Source organism: Bradyrhizobium sp. I71 (assembly GCF_022354745.1).
GTDB lineage: Bacteria > Pseudomonadota > Alphaproteobacteria > Rhizobiales > Xanthobacteraceae > Bradyrhizobium > Bradyrhizobium liaoningense.
Genome location: NZ_CP059398.1, coordinates 3,899,797 through 3,926,634 on the forward strand (window position 1 = coordinate 3,899,797; position 26,838 = coordinate 3,926,634).

The following is a 26,838-nucleotide window of genomic DNA, read 5'->3' on the forward strand; positions in this document are numbered from 1 at the left end:
CAGCGGTGTAAACGACACGGGCGAAGCGGTTCCTTGACACGAGGCAGGATCGCCCGTTTGATGTTCGCCCAAGGCGCAATGACATTCCCTGATGCCGGTTGGCTCAATTGCCGGATCGAAAGGGCTGGAAACGAGATGGCCGGGATAGTTGGCCGAGTGGGCACGGGATCGGACGTCAGCCATATTCGCGCGGTCTTGAAGGAAATCTTCGAGAATGCCGCGATCCGGCGCAATGCCGAGATGCTGATCGACGGCAGCGACATTCGAAGCCGCGAAGCGGCAATCCGTTTCAAGATGTTGATCGGCACGATCGATATCGCAGACGCCGATCTCGTTGCGGCCTTTCATGAGCTTTGGGTCGGACGTGAGGATGAACGCGCCCATCTCCAGCTTCTGACCAAGGTGGGATACGAGTTCTGGCCGCAGAACGCGGCAGAGTTCCTTTCCCGGTTCATTGCCGAGCGTACCGGTAGCATTCGAAGCCCCGACTTCAGCGACTGAGCTCCATCGCCTCCAGATTCATCCACGGAATGCGGAGAAGCCGCCCAGCCAGACCGGCCGATCCGGCGAGCAAATCGTCGCTTGGGCATTGGGCAGCAATCCTCATTGAAGTGGAACGATGCATTAGTTCACGAAGCCTCCCTGGGGATCCGGTCCGGCCTCGCGATTGCGCGTCGCACCGGGTCGACCGGCGGCAGCGGGGCCACAGCTCACGTTCGCGGCGCTGCGAATTCGGCCTTCACGCGGCCGCTGCGGAGCGATGTAGGCCGCCATAGACGGTATTGGAATCATCGCCGTGAACGAAGGCGCGCGACCTCTCATGAGCCACTTTCCGGACCTACCGCAACGGCCCCTCTCCAGAATTCCATTCGTCCGATCAAGAAGCCGCAATTTGCCTTCGACGGGTCCGACCGATGCGGCGCGGAATCCGCGTCCAACACGCAAAACGTCTCGCTTCCGACCTTTCGACCGTCTTGCCAAAATTCGAAGACCCACTCACCGGCTACGATCTCCCACGTGTGGTCAAACATGAACTCGCGGTAGGCCTGAGCGCCGATCGTGCCGCGAATGGTATACTCGCTTTCGTAGTGCCGAACCCCCGAAGCCGGATCGAGCAATCCCGACTCCGGAAAGACAGTGACAAGCCTGAGCTCCACGCGCGCGCCGGCGGGAGCGCCCTCGATGAGATACCGCAGCCCGAATCGTAGCGACTTGCGCGCAGGAATGGTGGTCGTGCTCTGAACGAGAGAGGCGTTCCGGACGTTTGCGACCGCGCCAAGGCTACTTTGAGCGATCGGCCGGTTTCCGGTGCTGGCATGAAAAATTCCTCGCTCGAGTTACCCGAACCCGCTCGACCTGAAATCATCCGACGGTCCTGCCGAAACGATAGGATTGCGAACAGGACCGCTCCAGCGGCGCACAAGGCGCGAGGTAGGACCAGTGTGAACTTGTCCGAACGTCGGCGCATGTTCCATGTCCTTCGGTGAACCGACCTTCGGCTGGGGCCTAGCACTACTTGGCAGAATGTTAGATCTGGGCTTTTTATTAGGATTCCCGAATCGATTTTTCAATGATTCATGGGTGGTCGGCTCTTGGACGGCTGACCATGGCGGAATGGGAAGACGAACTCGAACGCTGGCTCATGCCGTTCTTGGACCGGTTGGGTCATAAGACCCGGCAGCGGATGTGTCCCCTTTACGTTGCGGGACTGATCGGTCCTGGCGATCGCAAGAGCGTTCCGCCGATGGCAGAACGCCTTGCCACGGGCAACTACGATCAGTTGCACCATTTCATTGCGGACGGTGTCTGGGACGCGACGCCGCTGGAGACAGAGCTGCTCAACCAGGCGGACCGACTTGTCGGCGGCAAGGATGCGGTGCTGGTTATTGATGACACCTCACTGCCGAAGAAGGGCGACCGCTCGGTTGGTGTTGCGGCTCAATACGCGTCGGCTCTCGGCAAAACGGCAAATTGCCAAACGCTGGTGTCTTTGACGCTTGCGCGCGGCGAAGTGCCAGTGATGGTGGCGCTACGTCTCTTTTTGCCTGACAGTTAGACAAGCGACGTGTCTCGTTTGAAGCGCGCTCGCGTGCCAGTCGAACATCGAACGACACAGTCCCAGCCGGAAATTGCTTTGGCCGAGATTGACCGCGCGATGGCAGCCAACGTGCGCTTTGGATGTGTGCTGGCGGATGCAGGATAAGGACTCAGCGCACCGTTTCGACAAGGGCTAACAGAGCGCGGGCTGGCCTGGGCTGTCGGCATCCCTCGGCACCTGAAGGTGTATCCGGTCGATGTGAAGCTCATTTGGCCGATTACCAAAGTCCGCGGGAAACCACGAAAGCACCACGTGCCAGATATCCTGTCGACTGCGGCAGAACAAATGCTGGCCAGCGCCAAATGGAAAGCCGTGAGTTGGCGCAGCGGGACGAAAGGTCGGTTGAGAGCATCTCCCGGGCGACGAAGCTTCGCTCATTGGCGAGCAACGTGCCTCAGGGGAGAAGAAATACGATCTTACCAATCTCCCTGCGGCGACGGATCTGCGCACACTGGCCGCCACCATCAAGGCTAGATGGATTTGTGAGCAGGCGCATCAGCAGTTGAAGGAGGAACTTGGACTTGATCACTTCGAGGGGCGATCATGGCAGGGTCTTCATCGCCATGCCCTGATGACAATGATCGCCTACGCCTTCCTGCAACATCGCCGCCTCGCATACGCGGGGCGGAAAAAAAGAATCAACGGACCTCCGCCTCAGCCAACCATGCCCGCCGTACGTCACGCCATCGTCGATCTTATCCTTCGGCCGCCGTCTCAACGGTGTCCATACTGCCGAAAACAAATCTTTGAAAAACACTGGCGCAAATAGATTCTACCAAAGTAGTACTAGCTCGACCGGCGACTTTTCGCCAGCCTCCTTCGCAATTTGGCCGAAGGTCGCGTCAGGCGCGTCGACCTCGCTTATTCACTGTGAGAGACGCAAGATACGGCCAAGCCGTTCTCGCGTCCGGCACCCGTTCCAGAGCTCGCATCCGGAAATCGCAGCGTGATCTTGAGACCTGGTTTGCTGTCGGACAGTTCGATCACGGCTTGATGGAGATCGGTAACGGCAGCAACCAGACTAAGTCCAAGGCCGTTTCCCGCCGTGGTGCGGCTCCGCTCCAGGCGGTAAAATCGCCGGAACACGCGATCTCGCTCGGGTTCCGGGATGCCGGGACCGTCGTCGCTGACCTCCGCGATGACTGTGCCGCGCGAGTGAAATCCGCGCAAGACGATGCGCGTCTTCGTCGGTGTATGCCGCAGCGCGTTTTCCATCAGGTTGGAAAAGAGTTGGATCAGAAGCTCGCGGTCGCCATGGATCGGAAGCTCGTCGGCAAGTTGCAGCTCCAAAGCTCGGCCGCCGTCCTCGATTGTCGGCTCGTAAGCATCCGCAACCGTCCGCATGACCTCCTCCAGATCGACCAAACGGAACGACGCGCGTCGAGCCCCGGCCTCGATTTGCGCGATTCTCAAGAGTGCCGAAAATGTCTCGAGGAGCTGGTCTGCGTTCTCGATGGCCTGATCGATGGCACGTTGATAATCGACTGGCGAGCACGCCCGCGCTTTGGCGGACTCGAGGCGCTGGCGCAGGTGAGTGAGCGGTGTCCGGAGATCGTGGGCAATATCGCTGGAGACCTGTCGCAGGCTCTCAAGCAAATCCGCGATGCGATCGAGCATCGTGTTCAAGGTCGCGGAAAGCCGATCGAAGTCGTCGCCCGAGCCCGTCAGGGCGATGCGCTGAGACAAGTCGCCGGCAATGATTGCTTCCGCAGTCCGGCTGACGTGGTCAACCCGCTTGAGCAGCGAGCGGGTGAAGAGGGTCCCAGCCGCCAGACCGAGTACGAGTGCAAGGCCGAGCGCGATGAAAAACCCATTCAAGACCACATCTTCGACGTCCTCGACGCTTTCGAGATTGTCGGCAACGACGAGCGTCAAGCCGTTTGCCAATGCAGTCGAGCCCACCAGGATTTGGTCGGTTGCGTCTTCGCCATTGGACCGAGGCACGATCTTCGGTCGTGCGGTCGACGTTGCGGCAAATTCAGCCAGATAGCTTTCACCGATCAGGACGTGGCCTTCGGCATTGACAATGGCATACTGCAGACGCCGCTTGGCGGCCGAAGATCGCTCCTCGATCGTAGAGCGCAAGCCCTCCATGCCGTGGCGCCGATATTCGGCCAGCATCGACGAAGACTCCGCGTCCATGCGGTCCCGCGCCTGATGCTCAAGAGCGGACGTCACCGTGATTTCGGCAACCCAGGCGATGACGGAGACGGACAGTACGAAGACGACCGTGTGAAGCAGAGCGAAGCGGAACCCCGTGCTTCTAAAAAGTCTAGGGGCGGGCACGGAGAATGTATCCTGAACCGCGAACCGTCTCGATCAGCTCAGTGTCGAAACCGCGATCGATTTTTGACCGCAGCCGGCTAATGTGAGTTTCTACGATGTTCGTTTTTGGATCGAAATGGAAATCCCAGACACTCTCTAAGAGCATCGTGCGCGTTACGACCCGACCGGCATTGCGCATCAAATACTCCAGCAGACGGAATTCGCGGGGTTGTAAGTCGATGTCCAGACCGGCGCGGCGCACTTCTCGGCTGATCAGGTCTATCTCCAGGTCCGCGACTTTCAACACGGTCTCGACTTGGGCCATTGGCGGCCGTCGGGCCAGGGCATTGATCCGGGCCGACAGCTCGGCAAACGCGAACGGCTTGACGAGGTAGTCGTCCGCGCCGGCCTCGAGGCCTTCGACGCGATCACCGACGCCAGACATCGTTGTCAGAAAGAGCACTGGGGTCTTGAGTCCCGTCGCACGGGCCGTCTTGACCACCGAGAGGCCGTCGAGATGGGGAAGCATCCGGTCGACGATCAGGATATCGTAGGCCTCGCTGGTCGCCATGAACAAACCGTCACGACCATTTGTCGCGATGTCCACCACGTGACCCTGTTCCCGCAAGCCCCGCCTGAGATAGGACCCCGTCTCGGCGTCGTCCTCGATTACAAGAACACGCATCGCCTGCATCTCCCATCGCATGAGCCCGCCGCCTCGCGATCAGGTACGATCCTACAATGCCGGCGCGTCGTCAAACGCGCCGCTTGACCGGAACGGCCTCCTCGCCCTCGTGGCTGAGCGTCATATAGACTATCACGCTGGCAATAACGGTCAGGAACACCGCGCTCGTGATCACGGTGCCAAGTCCCAAGCCGCCATTTCCGATCGGTTGCGACAGGAGATCGCCGAAGGATGCGCCCATCGGGCGCGTCACAATATAGGCGAGCCAGAATGCGAGGATGGAGTTCATCTTCAGCCCGAAATAGCCGAATGCAATAACGGCGATGACTGCGCCGTACATCAGCCCGGCATGCAGATAGCCCAGGTTCAGGCCTTCAGCGGCGAGATCTCCGGCGGCCGTGCCGAGGGCGAAGGTCAACAAGATAGCCAGCCAGTAAAACAGTTCGCGCCGGGTGGTGTAGATGGTATGAATGGAAAGCGTCCTTTCGACCAGATACCATACGGCGAAGGTCGCCGCGAGGGCGATGGCGAAGCCGATGCTGGCGGCCTCTTGGCTGACGCCGAGGTGATCGACAAGGTTGTCGGTGAGCAGGGTGCCGACAATGCTGACCAGAACCACGATCACCCAGTAGATCCAGGGGACATATCTCTTCTGCGCAAACTGCACCATCAGCGCGGCGAGCAAGAGCCCGCTCATCAGCAAGGATGTCTTCGAGAGGCCGAGACCCAAATTTGCGTTGAGGAAGTCTGCCGCCGTCTCGCCGACGGTCACAGCCATGAGTTTGATCAACCAGAAGTCGACCGTTACCTTCGGTACGCGATTGTAGATGGCGCTTGCCGTCAGCTGGGTTGCATGCATCGGATCGGCTCCTATTCAAGAATTGCTGCCAATTGCGTACGGCTCCCGCGCGTTTGACACGCAAGACGACGGTCAAAGACATTCGAGAAGATGCGCGAGGGGAAGGAACTGGAGCCGCTGTGTAGCGGCCCCAGTCGTCGAGATCAGTCGTCGTCGCCTTCGTGGCCGTTCTCGTTCTGCTCGTTGTCGGCAGTGACGGTTTTCACCACCTTGCCCGATTGAGGGTCGATCAGCACCTTGTGGCGGGTGCCGCCTTTGAGGACCTGCACTTCGAGATAGACGGTACCATCTTGATCCTCGATGCCCGAGCCGACGGCCTTGCCGCCGACCGCTTGTTCTGCGGTTGCCATGGCCTCTTCCATACGGACCTTGGCGTTGGCCATGACCGCCGCTTCGTCGGTCGGAGCATCGCGGTTTTTGGCGTAAGCCGCGACCGAGCCGCCGATCGCGCCCGAGGCAAGAGTACCGGCCAGGATAGCGGTCATAAGTTTGGTGCGGAGCATTGGTGTCTCCTTTCGTCCGCCGCGAAGCGAAGGCTTCGCTGATAGGCCGAACCATGACCGGGAGAGCATTGCCTGAATTCGACCGACGCTATACGTTTTAGTAATGATCGCCCGGATATCGCGACAGGCGCCGCGACTTGCGGTCCACCTCGGGACCCAAAATCCATTATGGAAAACGGATGATCACCTCGATGATCGGCTGACGCAAGGCGACTGTCGCGCGCATCACGATGGCCGCCAATAGCGCCGTGCCCATGCCGCCGACTACGTCCGAAACGTAGTGCGTTCCGACGTATATGCGCGAGACCATCAGCAGCGCCGCCGGAATCGCCAAGATCAGCGCGCGGAGCCGGCGATGCTGCAGCAGTGTCGCGGCGACGATCGCCATCGCGGCCGTGGCATGATCTGAAGGAAAGGAGGGGTCGGAGCTGGGTGCGACGATGAGATGGGTTACACCTAGCTCGTAGGGGCGGAGACGACTTACATACAACAGGATAAACTGGTTGATGAGGAGACCGAAAAGAAAGGTCAGTCCGGCGTCGACCGCGAGCATCCTCTCGTTTGCCCTGTCCTCACGTTGCCACCACCGCACCGCGACCGCCAGAACCATGACGGGAACCGTGTAATCCGTCACCCCGATCATGAACCAATCGAGCATAGGACGATGTCCGGCCGAGCTGTTGAGCCACTGAGTAAGCGCGATATCGAGACCTTGTCGCATGCGTGGTGCTAAGCCTCCAGGAAAGCAACGCCAATCTGGGTTTGCGTTCTCCAGGCGGCCCGGCAGGCCTTTCGCGCGTTGTCGGCGTTGACAAGAAGGATGAACTCGTCCGGAATTCCGCAGGTGTTTTCGACATTCAGCGCAGCGCCGCCCTGCGACAAGTTCTTGATGGTGCAGTCGATGATTGAGCGCCCGTGGTTGAAAACAATCTTGCCACCCTTGAAGGTGCGCCGTCTCTCCGCTTGCCGCTTCTCCATGACTGCCCCAACTCGGCGCGATCCATCCGACGAGAATAGGAGCCTAGCAGTCGACACCTGACGGGGCCCTCACCAAAACTATACCGATTTGTAATGTCGGCTCGACGAGTTCTGGCGAGTAGGGGGCGGTGTAATGTATGCGACGCTCGCAGTCCTCATCTTCCGGATGAGGCGATAGCATTCGACTTGCGGTTTGCAAGTCTGCCCTCGCGCCGCCTTGCAGTCCGCAGAATACGGAATTGTATAGAGCCCGTAACCTCGCGGAAGGAGAAAAGATTGCACTCTGCGCGTTGTCGCGTCGTTCAATCAGGAGGTGCTCACATGCAAGAGAGAAATGCCGGTCGCCATGCAGGGCAGGACTTCTCATCACCGTCTGCTTCAATCGAACTGCAGGATTTTGCCACCAAAGTACCGGCGGTTACTCTCTCGTTCTGGGTGATCAAGATCGCCGCCACCACGCTGGGCGAGACCGGCGGCGATACCGTTAGCATGACGTTGCATTGGGGGTACCTCGCCAGCACCGCGCTGTTTCTCTCGATCCTTGCGGTCTTGGTTGTGATGCAGACCGCAGCGAAGAGGTTCCACCCGTTCCTTTACTGGGCCACCATCATCGCATCGACCACGGCCGGCACGACCATGGCTGATTTTGCCGATCGCTCGCTCGGTATCGGCTATGCTGGCGGCTCCTCGATCCTATTTGCTTGCGTCATCTTTACCCTGTGTTTGTGGTACTGGTCGCAGGGCTCGATCTCCGTCGACACCGTGAACACGCCAAAGGTCGAGGCGTTCTATTGGGCGGCGATCACCTTCTCGCAAACCCTGGGCACCGCTCTGGGCGACTGGACGGCCGATTCGACCGGGCTTGGGTACGAAGGCGGGGCGATCGTCTTTGCGGCAGGCCTTGCCGTCCTCGCCGCACTGTATTATCGGACCACAGTTTCGCGGGTTCTGCTGTTCTGGGCAGCGTTTATCCTGACACGACCATTGGGCGCAACCGTGGGCGACTTCTTCGACAAGCCGGTCAGCCAGGGCGGCCTGCACCTGAGCCGCCCAATCGCCTCGGCCGTGATTGCCGTCTTCATCGTCGCCTGCCTCCTGATTTTCCCGCAGCGGGCTGGCAGACATCCGGCAGGGCGCCTCGCCAGCGATGCAGTCTAGACCCTACGCCCACCTGGCGAGGCGCGGCCTAGCATCAGGTGAAGGCAGCTCCCAAAGGAAGCCTGTGCAGGATATGCGAATAGCGACCCCATTGCAGTATGGCACCACCGCGAGAGTTCTTCACTGGCTCGTTGTCGTACTGCTGCTCGCGCAATATTCGATTGGATGGCTGATGCCGGACATTCACCGCGGCGAGCTGCCGGGCATCGCCATGACCCTCCACGCCAGCCTTGGGGTCTTGATCCTGGCCGTAATGCTGCTGCGGTTCGCATGGCGGCTTACCCATCCTGTCGCACCAGAGAGCTCGCTGTCCGCCTGGCAGCGCTTGAGCTCGGAAATGGTGCACTGGTCGCTTTACGCGCTGGTGCTCGCGACGACGCTCACAGGATGGCTGTTCGCCTCTTTTCGTGGCTGGTCGGTCTCCTTCTTGTTCCTGACGCCGCTGCCGATGCTGGGCTCTGTCGATGCGACCGCCGCTCGAGCCATTGATGGCCTCCACCAAGCCATGGAATGGACCCTGCTGGCGTTCATCGTTATCCATGTGTCGGCAGCCCTATTGCACATCCTGCTGTACCGCGATGGGGTCGTGCAGCGGATGCTACGATAGAGCCCTTTCGTCGCGCGCGTTCGCGGGCGGCGTGGAGCATTGCAGCTTCATCCGCGGGATCTCGGAATCAGATAGATTTCCATGCCGGGCGCGTCATCGAGCGACCAGCTGGAAGGCCACCCGTTCAGGAGCCCGGCCCCTCCTTGAGGGGGCTGCCACGCCTCTCATGGCTTTCGCGCCCGGCCACGTTCGGAACAGCCGGCCTGCCAAGGTCCATCACAACAGACCCAGGCTGCGGACCAGCATGTAGATTGCGACTGCGAATATGAGCGCGGCAAACACGGTGTTCAATGCGCCCTTGCGGCTGGCCAGGGAGGTTGCAGAGCGGGCGCCGAGGAGCCCGCCGAGAACGCCGCCGACGATGAACAACCCGGCGAGGGACCAGTCCACGAAGCCGGACACGGCGTAGTTCGCCGCAGTTGTCAGTCCGAAGGCGGTCACCGCCAGCAGAGAAGAACCCACCGCGTACAAGATCGGCATGCCGGTGGCGGCGATCAGAGCGGGTACGATCAGGAAACCACCGCCGATCCCGAAGAAGCCGGACACGCCCCCCGTGGCGAGACCATAAGCCACCAGCTTCGGCAGATTTTCACGATTAAGCCTGACCGACGGCTCGCCCTCGCCGGAGCGGCCCTTCAGCATCAGCGCTCCCACGACCAGCATGACGATGGCAAACAGGGCGAGAAGCTTCTGGCCGTCGATGATCTTGCCCAGAGTGGAGCCGAGAAAGGCGCCGGCGACGCCCGCGAGCGCGAACACGGAGGCGCAGCGCCACTTCACATTGCCGGCGCGAACGTGGTTGGCCAGGTTGGTCGCGGCGTTCGCCGCGACGGCGATGGCGCTGGTCCCGATCGCGACATGGGGATCCGCTACCCCGACCAGATAGATCAGCAGCGGTACCGCGAGAATCGAGCCGCCGCCTCCGACCAGGCCCAGCGAAAAGCCGACCAGCGAGCCAGAGGCGATGCCGAGCGCGCCTTGGGCCAGAGACAGCATAGCGGATACTCCTCAATTCTCGGGCGTCACGCGGCTCGCCCCGGCGCGCTGTAGAGTTGGCGGTTCCAAGGGGCCCGCATGAGCATACGGGCCATACCGCAGAAGCCTGTGAGCCCGGCGGTGATCAACCCGGCACCGACGAATGCCGGCACGGCGAAGAACCAGGGCGAGACCAGAAGGCCAAGCAGCGTCCCGACGAAGACCAGACTTCCGGCCCCCATCTGCACTTGGCGCTGAAGCTCGATCGGCTGCCGCCGGTCGGTCGCGACCGGCAGACCCGCCTTACGCCAAGCATCGAGCCCGCCATCGACGACGAAGGCCTCGCAGGCGGGATCGAGTTTCACGGCGAGCCGCGGAGCGTTGGCTTGGGTTCGCGCGCCGCTCTTGCAATGGAAGATGATCGGCTTGTGATGCGCCGCGAGATCGGCGTCGTCGAGTTTCGACAGCGGCAGGTTCCGCGCGCCCGGGATCTTCTCGCGAGCGTGCTCGTCCGCTTCGCGGATGTCGATGAGGGTAGCGCCCTTGTCGAGAAGACGACCCGCATCCGTCGGGGTGATAGTCGGTAGAGACATTCCTGGTTCCTTCTTTGGCTTATCTGCGCTTGGCTTTGACGGGCGCGCAAAACAGCTTGTGCAGCGTAGCAAAGAGCTGCTCGATGCGCGGATCGGCGATGCGATACCAGAGCGTCTGGCTTTCCCGGCGGAAAGTGACGAAACCCTCGTCGCGCATCTTCGCGAGATGCTGCGACAGCGCCGATTGCGACAGGTCGACCGCCTCGGCGAGGGAACTCACGTTGTCCTCGCCGCATTCAACCAGTCTGCACAGGATCATCAACCGGCGCTCATTGGCGAGCGCGCGCAAGATGGAGGCAACTTCAACTGCCTGCTTTCCGAAAGTTGCCGGATCGAATGTTGAGATGGCCATATTCCCGTTCCCATTATTTCAGGTATTGCTTAATTAGGCATCGCTAATATATTCGTCAAGTCCAAGTGACCATGGCATCAGGGAGTTCCAGAATGTCACAGCCAATTATCCGATCGTTCTTCGACGAGCCCACCAACACCGTAAGCTACCTTGTCGCCGATCCGGCTACGAAAAAGGCCGCCATCATCGATCCGGTGTTCGACTACGACCATAATTCAGGAGAGGTGGATACGCGCTCCGTCGAGGCGATGCTGGCAGCCGCCGAACAAGCGGGCTACACCGTCGAATGGGTTCTGGAGACCCACGCGCATGCCGACCATCTATCGGGCGCGCCCTTTATCAAGTCGAAGACCGGAGCCAAGATCGGTATCGGCGAGCACATCAAAGACGTGCAGCGCATCTTCCGACCGATCTTCAACGCCACCGACCTGAAGACCGACGGCAGCGACTTCGATCATCTGTTCCGCGACGGAGAGCGCTTCAAGATTGGGGAGCTCGACGTGGAGGTTCTCTATACCCCGGGGCACACGCCGGCAGACGTCTCCTACAAGATCGAGGATGCGGTGTTCGTCGGCGACACTTTGTTCATGCCCGACTACGGCACCGCGCGCGCCGACTTCCCCGGCGGCGATGCTCACAAGCTTTACCGTTCGATCAAGCGGCTGCTGGCGCTGTCGCCGGAAACACGGCTGTTCATGTGTCACGACTACAAGGCCCCCGGCCGAGATACGTTCGCGTGGGAGACCACGGTACGCGAGCAGCGCGAGAACAACGTCCACGTCAAAGACGGCGTATCGGAAGACGAATTCGTGGCCATGCGGCAGGCGCGCGACACCAAGCTGTCGGCACCGAAGCTGCTGCTGCCTTCCATTCAGGTCAACATCCGCGCCGGCAAATTCCCGCCGGCCGAAGCCAACGGGGTGCGCTATCTCGCGATCCCCGTGAAACTCAAGGGCGGCGCGCAGACCTGCGTGTAGGCCCCAGACGATCGTTCATGCCGTGGCACCGGTCGCTGATCAGACGTCGAACGTCAGCTCCGACCGAGTGCCGCTGCGACCTTCGCGGTTGGATATGGTGAGTTTCGCTCCGACCTTGGCGAGCGCGAGCTTGACGATGGCAAGGCCCAGCCCACTTCCGATCGGGCTCCTCAGTCGACCCCGGAAGAAGCGCTTTCCGATTTGATCGAGTTCGTCGGCGGGGATCCCCGGCCCTTCGTCCTCGATGGCGACGGCATTGCCCCGGGCCGTCCAGACGACCCGTCCCTCGCTAGTGTACTGCATCGCGTTTTCGTGCAGGTTCCGCAGCGCGAGCTGTAGGCATTCGGCGTTCGTATTCAGCACCATGGCCCGGACGCTGGCGTCGATCGTCACTGTCGTCCGTTCGTGCCTCGGAGTGGCGGCGACGATCTCCTCGAGGATCGGACCGACCGCGACCGGCGCCAACGGTGCATCGACCGTTTCGGAGTCCAGCCTTGCGATCGTCAGCAGTTGGCGCACCAGGCGCGAGCTCCTGTCGACGGCTCTCACGATCTGTTCGAGCGCCCCCCGCACGACCTTCGGGTCGTCGGCGGCCAAAGCCACCTGGGCCTGCGTCTTCAGTCCTGCCAGCGGCGTGCGCAGTTCGTGCGCCGCGAAGGCGGTCACTTCGCGTTCATGCCGACGCGCGGCTTCCACTCTGCTGAGAAGCCCGTTCAGGGCGACCGCGAGCGGCCTGACCTCGGTCGGAGCGCGTTCGGTTTCGACGTGCCGCATGTCGTCCGGCTCGCGCGCGCCGAGGTCCTGGGCCATCTGCCGCAAGGGACGAAGACCCTGCCCCACGCTCGCCCAGATCGCGGCGCCGAGCAGCGGCGCGATCAGCAGCGCCGGCCACATCAGCCCCTTGATCAGGTCGGTCACCAGCCGCTCCCGCAGCCCGACGCGGTCGCCGACCATCACACGCAGATTGTGATCGGCGTCCTCAACGGAGAACACGCGCCAGGGTTCGCCGTCGATGATCCGGTCGGAAAAGCCGGACACCGCGGGCGAGAGCTGCTGATCGGGCGCGCCGCTCGATTTCGCGACCATGCGGCCATCGAGAGACCAGATCTGGCATGACAGTTGACGTTCGTAGCTGCCGAGTGGCTGCGGCGCGGCGGGTGTCGAGCCACCGGGAAGCGCGTCGAAGCCGGACGCCAGTGAGGCCACCATGCGCGCGGCCTCCTGCAGGCGCGTGTCGAGAACGTGCTCAACTTCATCGCGGGTCCCGACGTAGATCCAGATGACCGCCGCCAACCAGACGATCCCGGTCGCGGCGAGCAGCATCGCAAACAATCTCAGTCTCAAGGATCTCATCGGGCCGCCCCCATCCGGTAGCCGACGCCGCGCAGCGTCTGGATCGCGTCTTTGCCGATCTTGTTGCGAAGATTGTGGATGTGGACCTCGATCGCATTGCTCTCGACGTCCTCCTGCCATCCGTAAAGCCGCTCCTCAAGTTCGGCGCGCGAACGGACCTGCTCCGGACGCTCCATGAGCGCTGCCAGGATCGCGAACTCGCGACGCGACAGGTTGATCGGCTCACCCGCGACGGTCACGGAGAGATCAGCAGGCGAGAGCACAATGGCGCCGTGGGTCATGGCCGGAGCCGCACGACCGCCTTCCCGGCGGACAATGGCGCGCAGGCGCGCTGCCAGTTCATCGAGATCGAATGGTTTCGCCAGATAGTCGTCGGCCCCAGAATCCAGTCCCGAAACCTTGTCGCCGACGCTGTCGCGCGCCGTCAGGAGCAGGACGGGCGTAGCGTCCCTGCGCCCCCGGAGCTTGCGCAGCAGATCCAGACCGCTTCCATCCGGCAGCATGATGTCGAGCACCACCGCCGAATAGCGCGACGCGGCGAGCGCCTGGTCTGCGTCCTCGCAGGTTTCGACCGCGTCGACCGTCGCACCCGTCAACGACAGACCCGCCCGCAGACCGTCGGCCAGGATCGGATCGTCTTCGACCACAAGTATGCGCATCAGCACCTCCGAGTTTCCTCTCGGTCGCCAGCCTTAAGGCTGGCTTAAGGTAGCCTATCCAAGTCGTGGCACCGCTCACAAAAACGCAGGGCCGCCACCGACATGCCGGGCTTTCAGCGACTATCGATCTTATTGCTCGTTCTCCTGTCATCGCTCGCGCAAGCCCGGGCGGGAACGCCGCCTCCGGCCGATCAGGCGTTCCAATTAAAGGCTTCGCGCGACGACGCGGGGCTTTCGCTCACTTGGGCGATAGGGCCGGGCAGCTACCTCTACCGCGCGATGATCGTCGTCAAGGATGCGGTGCCGCCCGGAACCCCTATCGCGGTCCAAACGCCCCGGGGAGAACCGAAGGACGATCCGGATTTCGGGCCGCAGGAGATCTATCGGAACTTGGCGAAGGCCCGGATCCCATCAGCCGATCTGCGTGGGTTGCGCGAGATCGCAGTGACCTATCAGGGCTGTGCGGAACAATATCAGATTTGCTACCCGCCCGTCGCCAAGACGATCGATTTGCAGACGCTGGCGATCAAGGACCGCGAGGCCACCGGCGCGAGTTCGTCGGGATCATCGTCGGCCTTCGAGGACGCTCCCAATGTCGCGGGGGGATCGGATGATGACCTTCCGACGAAGGCTGGGTCAACTTCTGACACGGGTATCTCCTCCTGGGCGACGCTCGGCGGCATGCTGGCCTCGTTCTTCGGATTCGGCGTTCTGTTGTCGTTCTCACCCTGCACCTTCCCGCTGGTGCCGATCTTCTTCGGCCTGATGGCCCGGTCGCAGGACCATCTTTCGCTCGGTCGCGGTCTCGCCCTCGCGGCCACGTTCGTCGGCGCGTCGGCCTCGGCCTATGCGGCACTGGGCGCGTTCGCGGCCTGGTCCGGATCCGGAGAGAACCTGCAAATCCTGCTGCAGACGCCGATCGCGCTCGGCGCAATGAGCGCCGTTCTCGTCGTCCTCTCGCTATCCATGTTCGGCCTGTTCGAGATCCAGCTGCCGGCCGCGTTCGTCGAGCGGATATCGGGCGCGGCTTCAGACGGAGGTCGAGGGCCGTTGGCTGCGGCCGCCGTTCTTGGATTCGGATCGGCGCTGATCGCCGGCCCCTGCGTGACGCCTCCGCTTGCCACCGCTCTTCTGTACGTCGCGCGGACCGGCGATGTCGTGCGTGGCATGACTGCCCTTTTCGTGTTCGGCGTCGGCATGGGAATGCCGCTTCTGGTCTTCGGGGCGCTTGGACCACGCTTCCTGCCGAAGCCTGGTCGCTGGCTCGTCCGCGTCAGGCATGCCTTCGGGTTCATCCTGCTGGCCGTCGCGATCTCGATCTTCTCTCGCGTTCTGTCGCAGCAGACCACGCTGCTGCTATGGGGCGCTCTTGCTACCGGTGTCTCCGTCTATTGCGGAACGCAATTCCTGGTCAGGCAAAGCCGATGGCGCTTCGTGTCCATGAGCTTGGCGAGTATCGCGCTGCTAGTCGGTTCGGTCCTGATGATCGGATCAGGAGGCGACGATAGCCTCAACGCGACACGCATTCTCGATCGGTTCGTGACCCGCGAGAGCGCATCCGAGGCACCTTTCCGAACGATCCGGTCAGTCGCCGCGCTGAAAGACGAACTCGCCGCGGCCCGAACGGACGGAAAGCCCGTCATGGTCGACTTCTCCGCCGAGTGGTGCGTCGAATGCAGAGTGATGGATGCCGTCCTGCGCAAGCCTGAAGTTCGGGCACGGCTGCAGGACTTCAGAATGGTTCGTGCCGACGTGACCTCCGTCGACGACGCGAGCCGCGCCCTGATGAAGCGCTTCGACATCGTCGGGCCGCCGACGATTCTGCTGTTCGGCGCGCATGAAACCGTCGAGCCCGCGGTCAAGATCATCGGTGCTCTCGATGCCGACGCCCTGCTCGGAAAGCTATCGGCCTTCGCCGCGGTCGACTGAGCCCCATCTACAGAAAAGGAAATCGAACATGCCTCCGCACATCTCCAGACGCACCCTCGCCCAAATGATCGCAATCGCGGGTGCCCGCTATCTGGTAGGCCCCGTGCGCGCCGAGGGCGCTCCGACTGAAGCCGACATATCGCGCGAAGCCATCCTCTACGATCCGGCGACGCCGACCGCGGGCAACCCGAAAGGTGATCTGACGATCGTCGTCTTCTTCGACTACAACTGCCCCTTCTGCAAACAGGCCGAGCCCGAGCTCGATCGGCTGGTGAAGGCCGACGGCAAGATACGCCTCGTCTACAAGGATTGGCCGATCTTGACGCCGGACTCCATCAAGGGTGCGCAGTGGGCGCTGGCTGCCAAATATCAAAACCGCTACGAGGCCGCCCACTCCGCGATGATGGGGATACCAGGACCGAAGATACCCGCCGAGCGGATGCGGGAAGCGATCGCGCAGTCGGGGGTCGACATGGTTCGCCTCGATGCCGACCTGCAGGCACACGGCGACGAGATCACCAAGTTGCTGCGACGCAACCTCGCCCAGGCCGACTCGCTGGGGCTGATGGGCACGCCCGCCTACATCGTCGGTCAGTACCGGGTGACGCAGGCCCTGAACTACGAAGGCTTCAAGCGCGTCGCCGCCGACGCGCGGGCGCGCGCCGCAAAGAAGTGAGCCAACGGAGCCCCTCTTAAGCGTGGCTTAAGCTGAGGATTGAGACTGACCGCCATCAATGAAGCCACGCTGGGATCGTCAGATGCTGAGGCCGCAGACCTTTATGAGGGACGGACGTGTAGGACGCAGGGGCTTCCTCGCTTTGGCTGCAGGAATGGTGCTGGTCCCGCGTCTGATCTCAAGGGGATCGGGCAGCGCCGTCGCTGACAGCGTCGACGTCGGCTCCATTCTTCGGGATCCGGATGTGCCTGTCTCGGGCAATCCGGACGGCGACGTGGTCGTGGCAGCTTTCACCGACTATAACTGCCCATTCTGCAAGGCAGCTGTCCCGAATTTGGATCGGCTGTTAGCGGAAGATAAAGGTGTTCGCCTCGTCCACAAGGATTGGCCGATCCTGACGAACGCCTCTCTCTTCGGCGCCCGCCTCGCCCTCGGAGCTCGATACAAAGGCGGATACGACAGGGCGCACCATGCGCTCATGGAGATTCCGGGCTCGAGGATTCCGCAGAAACTGATGCTGGACAGCGTCCGCGCCTCCGGCATCGATATGGAGGCGCTGGAGGCCGATCTTCGCCAACACGCCGACGACATCAATGCGCTGCTCGCCAGAAACGCGGCGCAGGCGGACTCCTTGGGCCTTGCCGGCACGCCATCGTATCTGATCGGAAATCTTCTTTACAACACGCTCGACTACGCCGGCCTTCGCCGGGCGGTCGCCGACGCGCGCCGGCAAGCCGCATCGAAGGAATCGACATGAGCACTTATAGAAAATGGACCGTACGTGCTGCGGCACTGCTTCTGCCGGTAGCGTTGGCGGGCTGCGTGTCCGACTCCGACATGATGCCCAAGGCCGCAGCGGCGACCTACGCGCCGGCTTCCGACCTGCGATATGGGGCGGTCTCGGACGGCGCCTACACTGTTGCGGCGGTTCCTGGCGGCGACCTGAAGATCCGTTACATGCGACAACTCGTCGACGATCCGACCGGGCAGCCTGCCGGGACCGTCGTCGTGGACCCGAAAAACCGTTTCCTCTATCTGGTGCAGGAAGGCGGCAAGGCGCTCCGCTACGGCGTAGGCGTCGGCAAGGAGGGCATGGCCTGGTCGGGTACCGCCAATGTAGCGATGAAACGCGAATGGCCGCGTTGGACGCCGACCACGAAGATGATCGCCCGGGAGCCGGGGAAATACGCCAAGTGGGCCCGGGGCATGGAAGGCGGCACGCAAAACCCGCTCGGCGCCCGCGCTCTCTATCTCTTCAAGAACGGCAAGGACACGCTGTACAGGATTCACGGCACCAACGAGCCATGGTCCATCGGGCAGGCAATGTCGTCCGGCTGCATCCGCATGATGAACCAGGACGTGATCGAGCTCTACCGACGCGTGCCGTCGGGAGCCAAGGTCGTGGTCCTGCCGACGGGCGGTGCAGAGACCGCGGCCTCGGGCGGATGAACTTCGATCCGCGCGCGACCTCGACGAAAGTAGGGATGCTCCAAGGGGCGGGATCCCTCCCTCCGCGGTACCGAGTGTCCCTGTCGAGACGTCGCCAGGCGACGTGTCGCCGAGCTGGAGCGATGCACCAACACAAAGAACAGAAGGCCTTTAGATGGCTTCGACCGCCGCCTTCAATTCGCCGCGGACCATCTCCGCGATCGCCGCCAGTGATTCATTCTGTATGGCCTGCATTGACGCTACCGGATCCACCGCTGCCACTTCGGTCTTCCCGTCGAATTCCTGAACCACAACGTTGCATGGAAGCATGGTTCCGATCTTGTCCTCGGCCATCAGCGCCTCATGCGCCATTCTCGGGTTGCACGCACCTAATATGACGTAAGGCCGAAAGTCGGCGCCGATCTTCTCCTTGAGCGTCGATTGTACGTCGATCCTGGTCAACACGCCGAATCCGCGGGCTTTGAGTGCGGTTATCGCTTTGTCGACGGCCTCCGCAAAAGGAAGGTCGAGTGTTCTCGAGAAATAGTACGACATTCCAAACTCCTGTACTGGTGTGCCTCAGCGCTACGCTGGTGCAGTCGCGTTTGGGACACCCCTCGCAGCCCGAAGGGCGCTATCCGCGTTTTCCGCCACGTGCCTGAAATCGCCTCGTAACGCCATCAGGGCTCGACGTTCTTGCTCGATTTCGTAGGAAGTGCGAAAGCCCAGCTTTCTCAAGACAGGCACCGGGGGGCACCACCCCTGGATCGCATGCTGGAACAGAAAGCCGGTCACCAGCGCCGGGAGTGCGAGCCAGCGCTGATTGTGAGCGGCCGCCAGGACGATGCCAGTGAATCCGATTACAGCTGCATTAGCTTCGATGGTTCTCTCGATGTCCCACTCCCGGTCGAGCTCGCGCAACCTGTCGGCAATCTGGTCGCGGTGTTCGGCGAAAAAGGCGACGTTCGCCCGCATCGTGCGCTCGATGCGACGATTATCGCTCTCAGACGAACGTAGGGGCACCCGATTCCGCGTCGTGGTCATCCATCAGCTCCTAGAGGTCCTTACTAGATTACGCGCGCTGTCCTGATTTGTTCCTACTGCGCACGCGCTGACGACGGCCGACTGTCGCGCGAACGTGCAGCGGACAGCTATGTCCGACGATTCGTCGCGACGATCACTGACGGCTGTTTCAAGGCGCAATGTCGAGCCTCGGGCGGTAACGAATCAGGCGCGCTCCACGTCGCGGGCTTCGCGGTTCCGAAATACGAGCTGAAGAACGTTGCCGGCGGCAGGCTCGCTCCGTCGCCCCCTTCGTGCGTCGAACCGCTTGCTCTTCAACCTTTCTCCAATTTCATCTAACGCCGACGCAATTAAGTTGATTTTGCCGCGCACTCCCTCACACTTCAAATTGCCTCGCGCAACGCTGCAATGTGGGAGCTGTCGTGATGCCGCAATTCGATCCCGAGCTGGTGTCGCGAATGAGGAGCGCTCTTGAAGATGCGATGGCGAGGGTGCCATCAGACGTCGCTACGGTTTCCACAAAAGCGTTTCTCGCCGAATGCATTCTCAAGGCCGCGGCGCAAGGTCACACTAGCTACGCCGATCTCGTCGCAGCCGCCACTGACCACATCCAAGCCCTGATATCGATGTTGCCGTGAACTGCCGACCAATCACATCACGAAGCAGGAAGGGACGCGGCCGCCGCTGCCTATGATATTTGACAAAGGACGTGAGACCGGGACTGAGATATGAGATCGGCGCAGATGCATGAGCGAGGCCAGCGATGGAGCCGTTCACTCTTTGAAAAATTGATGGTTCTTCTCGGTCATGCTCGGTGTCCGGCGCCGCCGCCCGATCGAACCGGCTGTGCCGCTGACAGTCGCCACCCCGCGTACGCCCGCGAGAAGATCATCGGCGCGGGCCTACCTGGTCGACTTCCGACGACGAAGGGAGAGGCCGTGCACGCATACATACCGGTAAGCGCTTGGAACTCCGTCCCGTAAGCGTCGTTGCTCACACCTAAGAGTTTCACGAAAGCGCACAGGACTATGGGCGAACGCTCCCCGATGGCTTGCCGGAGATGACAATGCTGTGGCGTTCGCCTCCGCCAAGGGGGGCCACTCGAGCCCTCCAATTTGCTGCAGGACGATGTCATGATGTCTCGCCGCGCTCTGCTCGCCGGTGCTGCTCTGGCTGGCACCGGCGTCGTCGTGGCCGGTTCACTCTGGCACGATCGTGCAGCCCCCGAGCCGCAGCTACTGCGGATTCCCGATCTGATCGACCTTCGGGGGATGGGGCAATCGGCGTCCCTCAAGGTGCAGCGAGGCACCACCTCGTTCTTTCCAGGTCGAGAGAGCAGAACCCTCGGATACAACGGCAGCTATCTCGGCCCCACACTTCGCGTCCACAGTGGAGACGACGTCGAGGTGGCGGTCACGAATGCGCTTGGCGACGACACAACCGTGCACTGGCACGGGCTCCTTGTCCCGGCGGAAGTGGACGGTGGGCCACATCAACTCATCCGTCCTGGCACCACATGGCGCCCCGTGCTGCCGGTCCGCCAGCCCGCGGCGACCCTTTTCTATCACTCACACGTCCATGATCGGACGGCCGAACAGGTCTACACTGGTCTTGCCGGTGTACTTCTTGTGACCGACGACGAAGAGAATTTGCTCGGGCTCCCATCAGAATATGGTGTCGACGATCTGCCGCTCGTTCTGCAAGACAGGCAATTCGAGGATGGTCGGCTCGTCATTCCAAACGGGATGATGACGTTGATGGCTGGTAGGAGGGGCGACACAATGCTCGTGAACGGGACAGTGAATCCAATAGCGAGGGTGCCGAGGCAGCTGGTTAGATTGCGTTTTGTGAACGGATCGAATGCTCGCATTTTTGATCTTTCCTTTACGGATGGCCGGACGTTTCACTGGATTGCCTCGGAAGGCGGACTGCTGGAGCTTCCTGTCAAGCTGCAGTCGCTGAGCCTTGCGCCCGGCGAGAGGGCGGAGGTCCTTGTGGATTTTCTGATGGACGATCAGTCGCGCTGCAGACGGCACCCGACCGTAACATGCCCACGATGATGCGCATGGTCGGCGGCCCGCGAAACTTCCTGCGGGATCTCGTCGACCTCGATCATGAGCGCGTGCTCGCGTTCGAACCAACGGAAACAGCGGGCCATCGCACCAACCCAACCGTTCCCGACCGACTCGTCACACGCGCGAATCCAGACTCAAGCAGGGCTGTGAGGCGCCGGCGGTTTTCGCTGAACATGGGTATGGGCGGCATGATGGCCATGATGGGTAGCAGAGGGCGGATGATGGAGGGCGGCAGAGGCAGTGGCATGGCGATGGCTGGCATAAATGGCCGCGCCTTTGACATGGATCGTATCGACGAGAAAGTCCGGCTGGTAGATTTTGAGATTTGGGAAGCGTCGGGCGAGATGATGGCCCATCCACTACACATCCACGGCGTGCACTTCCAAGTACTGAGCCGGGGTGGAGTAAAACCGTCTATTCGCGACCAGGGTGTTCGGGATACTGTCCTAGTGAAGGAGCCTGTCGAATTGCTGGTACAATTCACACAGCCCGCTTCGAAGGCGGCGCCTTTCATGTATCACTGTCACATCCTGGAGCATGAGGATAATGGAATGATGGGGCAGTTCACGGCGGCCTGTTATTTTTCCTAGCCCTGTTCCAAATATGGTCATCTGATAGGACGAAACCGCAGCTCGTCGACAGTGGGCGGCGGCTTCCTCATCGCGAAAGCGCCGATGTGCTGCCGTTTCGTGTAGTCGATTGCGCCCGCTTTTCCTTGCGCATGCGTGGCTGGAAAGACCTGACACCTGCCGGCCAACGCCACCCACAAATGAAGCAAGTATTACCAAATAGAATGGCGCAAACTCCGGCGTCTAAAGAGAGAAATCATAGACACGCTCGTGTATTCTTGCCCCGCGCACGGCCAGCAAACCCGCCAGCGCGATCAGCGCGAACCCGGCTCCCGCGACGAAAGTTCCCCTTGGCCCGGCGGCGTCCTAGAGTGTGCCGGCGATCACGCTCGCGCCGAGCATCGCCGAGCCGCCCAGCAGATTGAAAAACCCATATGCCGTCCCTCGCAGTTCCGGAGGCGACGTATCCGCGATCAGGGTCGCCAGCAGCCCTTGCGTGAATCCCATATGCAGTCCCCACAGCACGGTCCCGACGGTTGTGCCGCTGGTCGTGGAGAGGAAGGCCTGTGCCAGATCTGCCGCGATCAACAGCGCGAGGCCAAGCGCGAGCAAACCCGTGCTGTCGATACGGTCCGAGAGGACGCCCACCGGATGGGCCGCCAGGGCATAGAAGACGTTCATCACGATCAGCACCGCCGGCACCAGTGCAATCGGCAGCCCGGCGTTCTGCCCGCGCAGGATCAGGAATGCCTCGCTGACCCGCGCCAGCGTGAATGCGGTGGCGACCGCCACGACCCACCAGTACGCCGCGCCGAGACGCTTGATCTCGGCCAGGCTAATCGGATTGCGCACCTCGCGCATCCCCTTCGGCTGCGCCGGCTAATGGACGGCGAAGATGATGAGCGCCAGCGCCAGAAAGGCCGGAAAGACCGCGAACCAGAATACGGCCTTGAAGTTGTCGGCCGTCCACACATCAGCGCGATCGCCAGCGCCGGCCCCGTGAAGGCTCCCGCCGTATCCAGCGACTGACGCAAGCCGAAACTCGCCCCCCGCAGATGCACCGGGCGATGTCCGCGATCAGCGCGTCCCGCGGCGCGCCCCTGATGCCCTTGCCGACCCGGTCCGTGAAGCGCGCGGCCACCAGAGCCAGTCGACCGTAGATGCAAGCGGACACACCGGCTTGGTCATTGCAGCGAGGCCGTATCCGACGACGGCGATCAGCTTGCGCTTGCCAAGCCGGTCGGAGAGGGTGCCGGAGAAGATCTTCGTGATGGATGCTGTTGCTTCGGCGATGCCTTCAATGAAACCGACCGTGACCATCGAAGTGCCGAGCACCGTCACCAGGTACACCGGAAGCAACGCGTGGATCATCTCCGACGAGACGTCCATCAAGAGCGCAACGAAGCCGAGCGCCCAGACGCCGGTCGGAATGTTCCTCACCGAGTATTTCTGCCTCGCCTCAGCCATTTCGTCGCCCGCCTGTGATTTCGTGAATCGCGCCGCCCCATCGGAAGGCATCAAGCTCGCTCCTGCCGGAACCAGTTCCGCCACCCGAATCTTGAGATGCACCCGCCAGGCCGCTCCTATCTAGTGTTCCGAGTCACAAGTTCGCAGTCGCTGTGCCAGAGATGGCGCCTGCATCGAAGCGGTGATCGTGAGGACGCTGGAAAGCTGCCCTGAGAACGTGACTCATTGGAGTTCCCGTGGCATGGCGAAGGCCAGCGGCCTGTCGGTGTCGACGGTGCAACGCATCTGGCGGGTCTTCAGGCTCCAACCGCACCGGATGGAGACGTTCAAGCTCTCGACCGATCCGAACTTCGTGGCCAAGGTGCGCGACGTCGTCGGCCTTTACGTCTCGCCGCCGGAGCACGCCATCGTTCTGTGTGTGGACGAGAAATCCCAAATCCAGGCGCTGGACCGCATTGAGCCGATGTTACCGATGCGTCCCGGCCAGCCGACCCGAAGGAGCCATGGTTACAAGAGGCACGGCACCATCGCTGTTCGCCGCCCTCGACATTGCGACCGGGCGGGTCATCGGCACGTGCTACGGACGACCGTGCCGCCGAGTTCCGCAAGTTCCTCGACGAGATCGAGGCCGCCGTGCCGCGTGAACTCGACGTCCATCTCGTCATGGATAACTGTGCCACGCACAAGGCCCCGCCGATCCGGCGATGGTTGGCTAAGAGGCCGCGCTGGCATGTGCACCTGACCCCGACCAGCTCGTCGTGGCTCAACCAGGTCGAACGCTTCTTCGCGCTCCTTACCGACAAGAAGATCAGGCGCTGCGTCTATCGCAGCGTCGCCGCCCTCAGGGCGGACATCACCTCGTTCATCGAATGACACAACGCCGATCCCAAGCCGTTCCGGTGGACCAAATCAGCCGATGACGTCCTTGCTTCTATCGAGCGCTTCTGTCGGTACAATGCCCCGCCAGAACACGACGCGATGTTGCGGACTTCTGGTTCAGGACACTAGATCACCGGGACCGCTCCCGCGATTGTGGCCGGGGGTTTCCAATTGCAGTCGACGGCTGGAACGGTCGAGATCACGTTGTCGCCATCCATCCCGGCAAGGCAGCGCGAGCCACGTGCCAGAGCGCTGCGTGGTGGCGACGCGTCGCCAGGCAGAGCCGTCTGTGCTTTTTCGCGTCATGCGCAACTCCTCGGAAATTCCATGGTCACCGTGGTGCCTTCCCCGAGATGACTGTCGATCTCGACATGCCCGCCGTGCCGGACGACGATCGATCTGACGACTGCGAGGCCCAGCCCGACGTTGTGTTGCGAACCCGCCCGCGCCTTGTCGACCCGGTAGAACCGTTCGAAGACGCGCGGCAGATCAGCCGGGGGAATCCCGCTGCCGGTGTCCGAGACGGCGACGGCGAGAGCACCTTTTGAAGCCTGCGCCTTGACGCGAAGCCGTCCGCCGCGGTCCGTGTGGGTTATGGCGTTCGAGACCAGATTGCTTAGAGCCTGGCGGAACAACGTTCGATCAACGCGCGCCGTGAGCGCCGGAGAAGCGCCGAGCTCGAAGTCGATACCCTTCTCGGCGGCCGAGGGTTCGAAGAAGTCTTTCACGCTCGCGATCTCGTCGCGGACGTTTACCTCCTCGACGTCGAGTTGGCCGACCGCGTTGTCGGCCCGAGCCAGGAACAGCAGGCTTTCGATGATACGCGAAATGCGGGCGCACTCCTCCAGGCTGGAGCCGAGGATATCGCGGTAGTCCTCGTTGCTTCTCGCCCGTGTGAGGGCGACCTCAATCTCGCCCCTCAAGTTGTTGACCGGCGTCCGGAGTTCGTGCGCGACGTCGTCGCTGAATTGCGAGATGCGGTCGAACGAGCCCTGCAGCCGGTCCAACATGTGGTTGAAGGTGGAGGAGAGTCCCAGAAGTTCCGTAGGCAGATCTGCGGTATCGATCCGCTCATGGAGCGTGGTCGAGCGGATCCGCTCCGCCGTTTTGCTGATGCCGCCGACCGGACGCATGGCGCTGCGGGCAATCGCGTATCCGACCAGCGAGCTGAGGACCACGGCCAACACCAGAATCAGGTAAAGGCGTTCTCGGTAGCGCCGCAACGTCTTTTCTTCGGCTCCGCGGTCCATCGCCACCTGCACGTACTGCGCGTCCGGGCGGCTGGCGTCGGCGGGCGCGCGCGTGGTCAGGATCTTGAACGGCCGCTTGGAGCGGGTCGCGATGTCCCGGGGCTCCGGCGGTCCGGTCGGGAGCGTTTCCAGGGTCTCCGCCGACGGCGGCGGAATCTCCTGCGTCATGCCGGGGGTCTCGACCAGCGGTCGGCCGTTCCGGTCCAGAACGCGGATGTATATCTGCGTGTCCACCGGCGAGGCATCGGGTGCTGCCGGCTCGGTGAGAAAGCCCGAGCCGTGCTGCGGCTTCAGGAGCAGTCGGAGATTATCCAGGTTGTTGGTGAGGATGCGCCGATCCTCTTGATTGAGGTTGGTCGCCATCGCCCAATAGAGCGTGCCGGTCGCGGCCGACACTATGGCCACGGCGGAAAGCACGTACCAAAGGGTTATGCGCAGAGCGATGGAAGTCGGGCCACGCCAGATCGGCCACCGCCGCGCCTCCGCAGCTTCAGGATCGCGTTTCGAGGACATAGCCAATTCCGCGTACGGTATGAAGAAGCTTTCTGTCGAAGGGATCGTCTACTTTTGACCGAAGCCGCCGAATGTGGACATCGACCACGTTGGTGTCGCTATCGAAGTTCATGTCCCATACCTGTTCAGCGATTACGGTCCGGGAAAGGACGTCGCCGGCACGCCGCAAGAACAGCGATAGCAGGAGAAATTCCTTTGGCGTGAGGTCCAACGGCTTGCCGGCGCGGGTGGCACGCCCGCGATTGAGATCGATTTCGAGATCGTCGAGCCGAAGTATCGTCTGCTCGCGCTTCGCGCTCCGCCGCAGAATGGACCGGGTCCGCGCCAGCAGTTCCGAAAACGCGAAGGGCTTCACGAGATAGTCGTCCGCCCCGAGATCCAGGCCCTTGACCCGGTCCTGCAGACCATCGCGGGCTGTCAGGAAGAGGACGCGCACGTCGCTTTGCGTGCGCCTGATCTCCGTCATGACGGACCAGCCGTCGATGACCGGCAGCATGACGTCGAGGATGATCAGGTCGTATGGTCCCGTACGCGCGAGGAACAACCCGCTTTCCCCATCATGCGCCACGTCCACGACGAAGCCGTTCTCCTCAAGGCCCTTCTTGAGATACGCCGTCGACTTCTCTTCGTCGTCGATGACGAGGATCTTCATTTACCGAACGACTCCATCGCTTCAACTTCGCACGCGCTTGATCCACGTCAACATAATCTCCCCTTCGCGTCTTTGGAAATCAATCCGGTGCCGACGCCAAGATGACGAAATCGTCATCTTGCAGGTGCACCTCCGATTCGATCAATACGCTCTCGACATACGACCGGCCGACGTTCGGCGTTCCGGCGGAGGCAAACATTTTATTTCGGTCACTGGCCGAGTTGTGGAACGATTTGGCGAGCCGACGGAGCGATCGGAGCGTACCCCAGTATCGCCCCGTGCCGATTGCGCGCCACAGAGATAGTGGTGATGGCT

The 26,838-nt window shown here is 61.9% G+C and carries 27 protein-coding genes and 2 pseudogenes; 13 read left to right on the plus strand and 16 right to left on the minus strand.

The window, feature by feature from the left end:
• Window positions 1-57 precede the first annotated feature (57 nt).
• Together FJV43_RS18970 and FJV43_RS18975 are read left to right on the plus strand one after the other, a co-directional pair.
• Window positions 58-501, plus strand: coding sequence for a hypothetical protein (locus FJV43_RS18970; RefSeq protein WP_239629285.1), 444 nt, complete (start codon window positions 58-60; stop codon window positions 499-501).
• Window positions 502-1,570: 1,069 nt separating this feature from the next.
• Window positions 1,571-2,848 (plus strand): annotated as a pseudogene (locus FJV43_RS18975) (IS701 family transposase).
• Between the two features lie 111 nt (window positions 2,849-2,959).
• On the opposite strand, the gene FJV43_RS18980 reads toward FJV43_RS18975, so the two are convergent.
• The 6 genes from FJV43_RS18980 to FJV43_RS19005 form a co-directional block, all read right to left on the minus strand.
• Window positions 2,960-4,219 (minus strand): HAMP domain-containing sensor histidine kinase, encoded by a 1,260-nt coding sequence (locus tag FJV43_RS18980; RefSeq protein ID WP_239629287.1) that lies wholly within the window; start codon window positions 4,217-4,219, stop codon window positions 2,960-2,962.
• Between the two features lie 151 nt (window positions 4,220-4,370).
• Window positions 4,371-5,048 (minus strand): response regulator transcription factor, encoded by a 678-nt coding sequence (locus FJV43_RS18985; RefSeq protein WP_239629289.1) that lies wholly within the window; start codon window positions 5,046-5,048, stop codon window positions 4,371-4,373.
• A gap of 70 nt (window positions 5,049-5,118) precedes the next feature.
• Window positions 5,119-5,907, minus strand: a complete 789-nt coding sequence (locus FJV43_RS18990) for a hypothetical protein (RefSeq protein WP_239629291.1) — start codon at window positions 5,905-5,907, stop codon at window positions 5,119-5,121.
• A gap of 143 nt (window positions 5,908-6,050) precedes the next feature.
• The gene (locus FJV43_RS18995) at window positions 6,051-6,410 is read right to left on the minus strand and encodes a PepSY domain-containing protein (RefSeq protein ID WP_239629293.1); all 360 of its coding nucleotides are present in this window, start codon (window positions 6,408-6,410) and stop codon (window positions 6,051-6,053) included.
• 166 nt (window positions 6,411-6,576) lie between these two features.
• The gene (locus tag FJV43_RS19000) at window positions 6,577-7,131 is read right to left on the minus strand and encodes a phosphatase PAP2 family protein (protein ID WP_239629295.1); all 555 of its coding nucleotides are present in this window, start codon (window positions 7,129-7,131) and stop codon (window positions 6,577-6,579) included.
• An 8-nt stretch (window positions 7,132-7,139) separates the two neighbouring features.
• A complete protein-coding gene (locus FJV43_RS19005) occupies window positions 7,140-7,388 on the minus strand; it encodes a PilZ domain-containing protein (protein ID WP_239629297.1) in 249 nt (82 codons plus the stop codon).
• Between the two features lie 321 nt (window positions 7,389-7,709).
• On the opposite strand from FJV43_RS19005, the gene FJV43_RS19010 reads away from it, so the two are divergent.
• On the plus strand, window positions 7,710-8,546 hold the full coding sequence (locus tag FJV43_RS19010; protein ID WP_024342011.1) for a membrane protein: 837 nt from the start codon (window positions 7,710-7,712) through the stop codon (window positions 8,544-8,546).
• Window positions 8,547-8,619: 73 nt separating this feature from the next.
• Window positions 8,620-9,153 (plus strand): cytochrome b/b6 domain-containing protein, encoded by a 534-nt coding sequence (locus FJV43_RS19015; protein ID WP_239629299.1) that lies wholly within the window; start codon window positions 8,620-8,622, stop codon window positions 9,151-9,153.
• Window positions 9,154-9,369: 216 nt separating this feature from the next.
• Here FJV43_RS19015 and FJV43_RS19020 read toward each other — a convergent pair whose 3' ends face one another.
• From FJV43_RS19020 to FJV43_RS19030, 3 genes are read right to left on the minus strand one after another with little or no spacing between them, the layout of a single operon-like run.
• The gene (locus FJV43_RS19020; protein ID WP_239629301.1) at window positions 9,370-10,149 is read right to left on the minus strand and encodes a sulfite exporter TauE/SafE family protein; all 780 of its coding nucleotides are present in this window, start codon (window positions 10,147-10,149) and stop codon (window positions 9,370-9,372) included.
• Window positions 10,150-10,175: 26 nt separating this feature from the next.
• The gene (locus FJV43_RS19025; protein WP_239629302.1) at window positions 10,176-10,721 is read right to left on the minus strand and encodes a rhodanese family protein; all 546 of its coding nucleotides are present in this window, start codon (window positions 10,719-10,721) and stop codon (window positions 10,176-10,178) included.
• Window positions 10,722-10,740: 19 nt separating this feature from the next.
• Window positions 10,741-11,073, minus strand: a complete 333-nt coding sequence (locus FJV43_RS19030; RefSeq protein WP_239629304.1) for a metalloregulator ArsR/SmtB family transcription factor — start codon at window positions 11,071-11,073, stop codon at window positions 10,741-10,743.
• 71 nt (window positions 11,074-11,144) lie between these two features.
• Here FJV43_RS19030 and FJV43_RS19035 point away from each other — a divergent pair, with 71 nt between their 5' ends.
• On the plus strand, window positions 11,145-12,050 hold the full coding sequence (locus FJV43_RS19035) for an MBL fold metallo-hydrolase (protein WP_239629495.1): 906 nt from the start codon (window positions 11,145-11,147) through the stop codon (window positions 12,048-12,050).
• Between the two features lie 39 nt (window positions 12,051-12,089).
• Here FJV43_RS19035 and FJV43_RS19040 read toward each other — a convergent pair whose 3' ends face one another.
• Together FJV43_RS19040 and FJV43_RS19045 are read right to left on the minus strand one after the other, a co-directional pair.
• Window positions 12,090-13,403: an ATP-binding protein gene (locus FJV43_RS19040; protein WP_239629306.1), complete on the minus strand. Its 1,314-nt coding sequence runs from the start codon at window positions 13,401-13,403 to the stop codon at window positions 12,090-12,092.
• Window positions 13,400-14,062 (minus strand): response regulator, encoded by a 663-nt coding sequence (locus FJV43_RS19045; RefSeq protein WP_239629308.1) that lies wholly within the window; start codon window positions 14,060-14,062, stop codon window positions 13,400-13,402. The genes FJV43_RS19040 and FJV43_RS19045 overlap by 4 nt, the downstream gene beginning before the upstream one ends.
• A 102-nt stretch (window positions 14,063-14,164) precedes the next feature.
• Between FJV43_RS19045 and dsbD the strand changes: the two genes are divergently transcribed.
• The 4 genes from dsbD to FJV43_RS19065 all read left to right on the plus strand — a co-directional run bounded on the left by dsbD (window position 14,165) and on the right by FJV43_RS19065 (window position 18,116).
• On the plus strand, window positions 14,165-15,991 hold the full coding sequence (dsbD, locus tag FJV43_RS19050) for a protein-disulfide reductase DsbD (RefSeq protein ID WP_239629310.1): 1,827 nt from the start codon (window positions 14,165-14,167) through the stop codon (window positions 15,989-15,991).
• Window positions 15,992-16,031: 40 nt separating this feature from the next.
• Window positions 16,032-16,667 (plus strand): DsbA family protein, encoded by a 636-nt coding sequence (locus FJV43_RS19055; RefSeq protein WP_239629497.1) that lies wholly within the window; start codon window positions 16,032-16,034, stop codon window positions 16,665-16,667.
• A gap of 82 nt (window positions 16,668-16,749) precedes the next feature.
• The gene (locus tag FJV43_RS19060; protein ID WP_239619910.1) at window positions 16,750-17,424 is read left to right on the plus strand and encodes a DsbA family protein; all 675 of its coding nucleotides are present in this window, start codon (window positions 16,750-16,752) and stop codon (window positions 17,422-17,424) included.
• Window positions 17,421-18,116 carry a L,D-transpeptidase gene (locus tag FJV43_RS19065; protein ID WP_239619911.1) on the plus strand — a complete coding sequence of 232 codons (696 nt, stop codon included), beginning with the start codon at window positions 17,421-17,423 and terminating at the stop codon, window positions 18,114-18,116. Before FJV43_RS19060 ends, FJV43_RS19065 begins: the two co-directional genes overlap by 4 nt.
• Before the next feature lie 150 nt (window positions 18,117-18,266).
• Here FJV43_RS19065 and FJV43_RS19070 read toward each other — a convergent pair whose 3' ends face one another.
• Window positions 18,267-18,650 carry a DUF302 domain-containing protein gene (locus FJV43_RS19070; protein WP_239619913.1) on the minus strand — a complete coding sequence of 128 codons (384 nt, stop codon included), beginning with the start codon at window positions 18,648-18,650 and terminating at the stop codon, window positions 18,267-18,269.
• Window positions 18,651-18,680: 30 nt separating this feature from the next.
• The gene (locus tag FJV43_RS19075) at window positions 18,681-19,139 is read right to left on the minus strand and encodes a DUF2892 domain-containing protein (RefSeq protein WP_024342000.1); all 459 of its coding nucleotides are present in this window, start codon (window positions 19,137-19,139) and stop codon (window positions 18,681-18,683) included.
• A 404-nt stretch (window positions 19,140-19,543) separates the two neighbouring features.
• Here FJV43_RS19075 and FJV43_RS19080 point away from each other — a divergent pair, with 404 nt between their 5' ends.
• The 3 genes from FJV43_RS19080 (at window position 19,544) to FJV43_RS19090 (ending at window position 21,783) form a co-directional block, all read left to right on the plus strand.
• Window positions 19,544-19,756 (plus strand): hypothetical protein, encoded by a 213-nt coding sequence (locus FJV43_RS19080; RefSeq protein ID WP_239619915.1) that lies wholly within the window; start codon window positions 19,544-19,546, stop codon window positions 19,754-19,756.
• Between the two features lie 495 nt (window positions 19,757-20,251).
• Window positions 20,252-21,178 carry a multicopper oxidase domain-containing protein gene (locus tag FJV43_RS19085; RefSeq protein WP_239619917.1) on the plus strand — a complete coding sequence of 309 codons (927 nt, stop codon included), beginning with the start codon at window positions 20,252-20,254 and terminating at the stop codon, window positions 21,176-21,178.
• Window positions 21,166-21,783 (plus strand): multicopper oxidase domain-containing protein, encoded by a 618-nt coding sequence (locus FJV43_RS19090; protein ID WP_239619920.1) that lies wholly within the window; start codon window positions 21,166-21,168, stop codon window positions 21,781-21,783. The genes FJV43_RS19085 and FJV43_RS19090 overlap by 13 nt, the downstream gene beginning before the upstream one ends.
• A gap of 222 nt (window positions 21,784-22,005) precedes the next feature.
• Here the strand turns inward: FJV43_RS19090 and FJV43_RS19095 are convergent.
• Window positions 22,006-23,229: pseudogene (locus tag FJV43_RS19095) on the minus strand (MFS transporter).
• 549 nt (window positions 23,230-23,778) lie between these two features.
• Here FJV43_RS19095 and FJV43_RS19100 point away from each other — a divergent pair.
• Entirely contained in the window at window positions 23,779-24,102 is a 324-nt protein-coding gene (locus FJV43_RS19100) for a transposase (RefSeq protein WP_239619922.1), read from the plus strand.
• Window positions 24,103-24,410: 308 nt separating this feature from the next.
• On the opposite strand, the gene FJV43_RS19105 is transcribed toward FJV43_RS19100, so the two are convergent.
• A complete protein-coding gene (locus FJV43_RS19105) occupies window positions 24,411-25,871 on the minus strand; it encodes a heavy metal sensor histidine kinase (RefSeq protein ID WP_239619923.1) in 1,461 nt (486 codons plus the stop codon).
• Complete coding sequence (locus FJV43_RS19110) at window positions 25,849-26,523, minus strand: heavy metal response regulator transcription factor (RefSeq protein WP_239619926.1); 675 nt, start codon at window positions 26,521-26,523, stop codon at window positions 25,849-25,851. The genes FJV43_RS19105 and FJV43_RS19110 overlap by 23 nt, the downstream gene beginning before the upstream one ends.
• Window positions 26,524-26,838 lie beyond the last annotated feature (315 nt).